Below are 6,399 nucleotides of genomic sequence, written 5' to 3' on the forward strand. Positions count from 1 at the left end.
CCACTTTGTCTAATTCGTCAGATTCTGACCAGACGGTTCAGGCTGTACGCTTACGGTGTTCACGTGGTTTCAGAAAAAACAGTTAACGCCGGCCATTAATGAAATAGCCATACCGGAACCATTACCAGGTAACGATGGTGAACCAGCCCCTGTTCAGAAATGGAAAGAATATCAGTTCAGTTTATCAACGCCTGTAAATCCTGATGAGTTGTTCCCTTTATTTCAGGATACCGGCGTTCGTCTGAGCAATATCCATTTTGAATTAAACGGCGGTACTTTCAGTTATTCCTCAGAAGGTCATATTTATGCGTCCAGGTAAATTACTCATTATTCCATCCATATTTTTCTTCTCCGGTTTTTCATTTGCAACAACACAACCTCTTGTCACAATAGGAGAACTTGAAGCACAACAAAACCGGAATATTCTTTTACAGGCAAAAGTTCAGGGCGCACAGCTACAGAAACAACTCGAAGAATCAGATGTTACTTCATCATCTGAAACTGTTTCAGGTTTCTCTGGTGTGACTGCCTCTTTGCCATCAGTTTCAGAGCAGCCGACATCTAAAAACAGAAAGGAATTGCCCGTTATTATGGAAATAAACGGCAAAGATAAACGTCTTAATGCCGTTCTTCGCATGGCTGATGGACGTCAGACAAGCGTCACCACTGGCAGCCAGCTTCCAGGCACATCCGTCACAGTGAAGTCGATCTCATTGTCTGGCGTCACGTTAAGTGATGGCACCACCCTTACTTTCTGAGTAACGTGATATGGATAAATATAATCTGAAGGATGCTCTCCTTTTTATATCCAGGGGAGACACCCATGAAATTCTTATAGAAACAAACCAGCGGACAAGGCCTGACGTACAAAGTAATCTCCAGGAGCTGCTAAAATTATATCCGGATATCAACCCAAAAGTAGTCTCGTTGTCGGAGTTACAGGAGGCAGGTCAGGATGAGAAAAACAGAGGCCCGAAAGAACGAATTATTCATCTGAAAGACCTTGCTGATGTCAGTGAAAGTGAGAAGAAAGTTCTATCTTATTTTGAAACTGCCAGAAAACTTGGTGCTTCAGATATTCATTTCTTAATTTCAGAGTCTATTTTCAAAGTTCGCATGAGAATATTCGGTGAACTGCAGACTGTAGATGAAGATCAACCAGCACTGGGCTATTCACTTTGCGCAACAGCCATTCTGTCAATGGCTGATGTCACTGAAACCAGTTTCTTCCCTCAAAGGGAGCAGGATGCGCGCCTGTCCCCACAATTAATGCGAAAAATAGGAATATTTGGTGCACGCTACAGTCACAGACCTACGGGAGACGGTCTGATTGCAGTTATGCGCCTGATACCCGATGACGGAGATAAAGTTCCCACGTTTAAACAACTGGGCTTTATCCCGGAACAAATCCGGTTGCTGAACATAATGCTGCGCCGCCCGGAAGGAAAAATAGTCCTGTCAGGTCCAACCGGTTCCGGTAAATCGACAACGTTACGCAGCGCCTGCCGTGTATATCTTGACGATAATCAGGGGCGACACCTGCTAACAATCGAAGATCCGCTGGAAGGACAGATACTGGGAGCAACACAGACTCCGATTATCTGCGACAAATCCGACGAAGATGCCGTCAAACTGGCATGGAGTCGGGCTATTTCATCGGCAATGCGACTTGACCCTGATGCCATCATGGAAGGGGAAATGCGCGATCTTATCTCGATGATGTCAACCACCTACGCGGCACAGACCGGGCACATAGTTCTGACGACATTACATACAAACTCAGCTCTGGGTATACCGGAGCGAATGATTACGATGGGTATGAATGCCGATCTTATTTGCGATGCGCAATTACTGATTGGGATGATCAGCCAGCGCCTTGTACCAACTCTGTGTCCCTCCTGCCGTATTCCATGGGAAAAGCGAGCACCTGAACTTAGCGACGACGAGCGTGATTACCTTGAGCGGCACTGCAATAAAGATTCACTCTACAGTACAGATAATATCTGGTTCCGAAATCATCACGGATGCTCTGAATGTAATCACGACGTAATCATTAACGGCAGAAAGCGCGGTGAAATAGGTAAAGGCCTCACCGGCAGGACTGTAATTGCTGAGGTGATAGAACCTGATAACCGCTTATTTCAGATTCTGAAAACACGCGGCAAAGTTGCAGCACGTAAATACTGGCTGGAAAACATGAAAGGCATCAGTCGTGTAGAGCATCTTCTTCGCCGTATCAATGAAGGTCTGGTAGACCCTCTTGAAGCCGACAGAATCATCCCTCTGGACGAAGACGAGCGCCTCAGCATCGATGATGTCTAACAGGAGAACAACATGCGTGAAATGAATTTCAGTCAACGGCTGAGGCGTTTCATTGTCAGAAAAACGTTCAGCGCCCCCTACAGGGTGCAGTTTTACGAAGCCCTGCGTTTTCTGCTGGAAAATAAACAGCCATTAAAGACCGCACTGGAACAGATGCGGGATGCCTGGACAGACTTTGGACGAAAATGGCATCCCTTTGCTGAACTGGCCACAGACTGCATTGAGTCTCTTCGTGAAAACAGTGGCGAAAACTCTCTGGAATATACTCTTAGTTTATGGGTTCCTCAGGAAGAGGCCGCAGTAATCAGCGCCGGGATAAGAAGTGGTTCAATTGTGGATGCACTGCAATTCGCCACCACTCTTACAGATGCAAAAGAACAAATCCATCAGGCTATATGGCAAATGGCTATTTATCCGGTGGGATTGTTAATCATGATGACGGGGACATTATATGTTCTGAATACAGAGCTAATACCTGAACTGAGCAAAATAAGCTCCCCCGATTCATGGAGTGGTGCTCTTGGTTTTCTTTATGGATTATCTGTTTTTGTCGATAATTACGGCGCTATATGTGCCGTTCTTTTTGCAGTGATCACAGGTTTAATATCATGGTCTCTGCCAAACTGGAAAAGCCCTGACAGTGTTCGTACTTTTGCCGACAAGATAATGCCATGGAGTATTTATCAGGATATACAGGGAGCAACATTTCTCCTGAATATGGCTGCACTTCTGAAAGCCAAAATGACGACGCTCAACTCGCTAAACATTCTTCAGGAGTTTGCATCACCATGGTTAAGCACACGTCTTGACAGCATTATTTACCGCGTCCGCCAGGGGGATCATCTTGGACTGGCTTTGCGTCAGTGCGGTTATCAGTTCCCATCCAGGGAAGCAGCCAACTTCCTGTCTTTATTACAGGGAGATGGCGCAACAGAGCTAATCAGCAATTATGGTCAACGATGGCTTAGTCAAACACTTCAACGTGTAAAGAAACGGGCAAACGTGATTCGTTTAATTATGCTGATATTTCTTGTCATGTCTCTCATGTTACTGGTTTTTGCCATTATGGATATTCAGTCTATTAGTGACAACAGCATGGGTAACTTTTAAACAAAACGAGGATATTTATGTTAGTAGAAAATATTAATACCACTTTAACTGGAAATAATAAGAAGAATGAGCCTCATGATAAAGGATGGGCAATTTTGGAGCAGGGAACAATAGCGCTCGTTGTTCTTTTTGTTATAGTCGTTGTTCTGGGTAGTTTGTATGCGTTGCGTACAAGAGCCAATGTGGCAACTGAAACCGCAAATATACAAACAATTATCACAAGTGCCCAGAGCCTGCTAAAAGGTAGCGATGGATATACATTTACCAGCAGTGCCAAAATGACAGGTGCCCTCATTCAGATGGGTGTCATTCCCTCTGGGATGACCGTACAGGGCGACAAAACATCTGGTACAGCAACGCTCTATAACGCATGGGGCGGTGCTGTAACTGTTGCCCCGGCTTCAACATCAGGGTTCAACAACGGTTTTACCGTTACCTATGATAAAGTCCCACAGGATGCCTGTATCCAGATTGCCACACGAATCAGTAAAACTGGTTTAACTAACGGCATTACCCTGAACAGTACTGCTCACAGTGATGGAAAAGTCACTACTGAAGAAGCCAGTACGCAATGCAAGGCAGATAATGGCAGCACTGGTACAAACAAACTTATCTTCACCATCAATGGTTAAGGAGTTTTAATGTCAGGGGGTACAGTACCCCTCAGACTTATTTCATTAATCCTGCTTTTTTCTCTTATTCCACCCGCCCGAGCTTCATACGTAGCTCCCAAACAGATCTGGACCAACAAGTGGGACAATTGCTTTGCCGCTGCCGGCGCGCGCTATCAAATTGAACCATTATTATTGAAGGCTATTTCTGCCGGGGAATCTTCGTTGAGGCCGGGCGCAATTAATATAAATAAGGACAAAAAAACAGGTAAAGCCAGTAGCACGGATTATGGGTTGATGCAAATAAACTCAACCCATATTCCAAAGCTGATAAATATGGGCGTAATAAAAAAGTCTGAGGATTTAATTACCAAACCATGCCTTAATATCCATATAGGAAGCTGGATACTGGCAAGACATTTTCAGATATGTGGCGTCAGCTGGAATTGCCTTGGGTCATACAATGCCGGATTCCGTAAGGACAGACATGAAACAAGAGAGCAATATGCCAATAAAATATGGAGAATTTATCGTGACATGAAAGGGATATGTCTTCCCGGACAGGGAGGCAGGCAATGCAGACAATCGTAGGCATAAGTCTATCCCCTGTTTATATACTGCCATTGATGTTCACATTTTCCATTATTGGACGAACTCTGCTATTCAGAGTTCGTTATTTTTTATCTGATACGGGACATCTCTGGTATAAGACACACCCTGCTGTTCTGTCAGGAATATGGCTATACAGTATAGCTGTGGCGTTAATTATTTTATCATCATCACCACTGCTCTACCGTATTCATGCTGTCCTTATTCTTTCGTTCATACTGCAAATGGCGGTAACGGATGCACTGACAGGTTTATTACCAGGAACATTCACCCGACGTTTTTTAATTGCAGGAATGCTATCACAAATCACGACTGATATATGGTGGTTCCGTACAACAGAATTTGCCACTGCTGCAATTGTCTTATTCTGCCTTCATAAATTAGTTAACCGCCATCGTCTTAATATTGGCACTGGAGACCTGTGGCTTATTGCAGGTATTACCGCATGGTCAGGGTTATATAACGCCATATGGTGTGTGTTGCTGGGCACAGGAGGATTTGTCTTATGGCATTCAACATGGTGCATAAAAGGGCATAAAGAAGGCCCTCTGGGTCCATGGCTATGTTTTGGCCATGTCCTTTTGCTGCTGGATAATCTTTATCAACCACTATGGGTAATCTGATGAAAAAATATGACCGAGGCTGGGCATCGCTGGAAACTGGCGCGGCTTTACTGATTGTTATGCTCCTGATTGCCTGGGGAGCGGGCATATGGCAGGACTATATTCAAACAAAAGGATGGCAAACTGAAGCACGTCTTGTCAGCAACTGGACCAGTGCGGCCCGCTCTTATATAGGGAAAAACTACACGACTCTCCAGGGCAGTAGTACCACAACAACTCCTGCCGTTATCACGACAACCATGCTGAAAAATACCGGCTTTTTGTCCAGCGGGTTTACTGAGACAAACAGCGAGGGGCAGCGGTTACAGGCATATGTGGTTCGAAACGCCCAAAACCCGGAATTACTACAGGCAATGGTTGTATCCAGTGGTGGCACACCTTATCCAGTGAAAGCACTTATCCAGATGGCTAAGGATATTACCGCTGGTCTTGGTGGATATATCCAGGACGGCAAAACAGCCACAGGTGCATTACGTTCCTGGTCAGTAGCTTTAAGTAATTATGGTGCCAAAAGCGGTAACGGGCATATTGCCGTATTGTTATCGACAGATGAACTTAGTGGTGCAGCTGAGGACACTGATCGTCTTTACAGATTCCAGGTCAATGGTCGCCCTGACTTAAACAAAATGCACACGGCCATTGATATGGGATCAAATAACCTGAATAACGTTGGGGCAGTAAATGCCCAGACAGGTAATTTCAGCGGCAATGTGAATGGTGTAAATGGCACTTTCAGCGGTCAGGTAAAAGGCAATAGCGGAAACTTTGACGTAAATGTCACCGCTGGCGGTGATATCAGAAGTAATAATGGTTGGTTAATTACTCGTAACAGTAAAGGCTGGCTCAATGAAACTCACGGTGGCGGATTTTATATGTCCGATGGATCATGGGTTCGAAGTGTAAACAACAAGGGCATCTATACCGGCGGTCAGGTGAAAGGCGGTACTGTTCGGGCTGATGGTCGCCTTTATACTGGTGAATACTTACAACTGGAAAGAACTGCCGTTGCTGGCGCATCATGTTCGCCTAACGGCCTTGTAGGCCGCGATAATACAGGGGCAATACTTTCGTGCCAATCCGGTACGTGGAAGACTTCTGGTTCGCTCAATGGTTCTTACACAAAC

General features: G+C 45.1%; 7 protein-coding genes and 1 pseudogene. All 8 read left to right on the forward strand.

What is annotated here, in order from left to right:
- Nucleotides 1–52: 52 nt before the first annotated feature.
- Nucleotides 53–319: pseudogene (pilO2, locus tag HEN33_RS23795) on the forward strand (type 4b pilus protein PilO2); the annotation flags it as partial.
- Nucleotides 306–758 carry a type IV pilus biogenesis protein PilP gene (pilP, locus tag HEN33_RS23800; protein ID WP_001247336.1) on the forward strand — a complete coding sequence of 151 codons (453 nt, stop codon included), beginning with the start codon at nucleotides 306–308 and terminating at the stop codon, nucleotides 756–758. The pseudogene pilO2 and the gene pilP, both read left to right, overlap by 14 nt.
- 10 nt (nucleotides 759–768) lie before the next feature.
- On the forward strand, nucleotides 769–2,322 hold the full coding sequence (locus tag HEN33_RS23805) for a GspE/PulE family protein (protein ID WP_176263693.1): 1,554 nt from the start codon (nucleotides 769–771) through the stop codon (nucleotides 2,320–2,322).
- A 12-nt stretch (nucleotides 2,323–2,334) separates the two neighbouring features.
- Nucleotides 2,335–3,432, forward strand: coding sequence for a type II secretion system F family protein (locus HEN33_RS23810; protein WP_001208805.1), 1,098 nt, complete (start codon nucleotides 2,335–2,337; stop codon nucleotides 3,430–3,432).
- Between the two features lie 17 nt (nucleotides 3,433–3,449).
- Nucleotides 3,450–4,064 (forward strand): type 4 pilus major pilin, encoded by a 615-nt coding sequence (locus tag HEN33_RS23815; RefSeq protein ID WP_000959785.1) that lies wholly within the window; start codon nucleotides 3,450–3,452, stop codon nucleotides 4,062–4,064.
- 9 nt (nucleotides 4,065–4,073) lie between these two features.
- Nucleotides 4,074–4,634, forward strand: a complete 561-nt coding sequence (locus HEN33_RS23820; protein ID WP_000014116.1) for a lytic transglycosylase domain-containing protein — start codon at nucleotides 4,074–4,076, stop codon at nucleotides 4,632–4,634.
- Nucleotides 4,619–5,275 (forward strand): prepilin peptidase, encoded by a 657-nt coding sequence (locus HEN33_RS23825; RefSeq protein WP_001193553.1) that lies wholly within the window; start codon nucleotides 4,619–4,621, stop codon nucleotides 5,273–5,275. The genes HEN33_RS23820 and HEN33_RS23825 overlap by 16 nt, the downstream gene beginning before the upstream one ends.
- The coding region (locus HEN33_RS23830) for a shufflon system plasmid conjugative transfer pilus tip adhesin PilV (protein WP_053445532.1) at nucleotides 5,275–6,399 on the forward strand (1,125 nt) is incomplete at its 3' end. The genes HEN33_RS23825 and HEN33_RS23830, both read left to right, overlap by 1 nt.

This window comes from Escherichia sp. 94.0001 (genome assembly GCF_013369155.2).
Taxonomy (GTDB): Bacteria; Pseudomonadota; Gammaproteobacteria; order Enterobacterales; family Enterobacteriaceae; genus Escherichia; species Escherichia coli_F.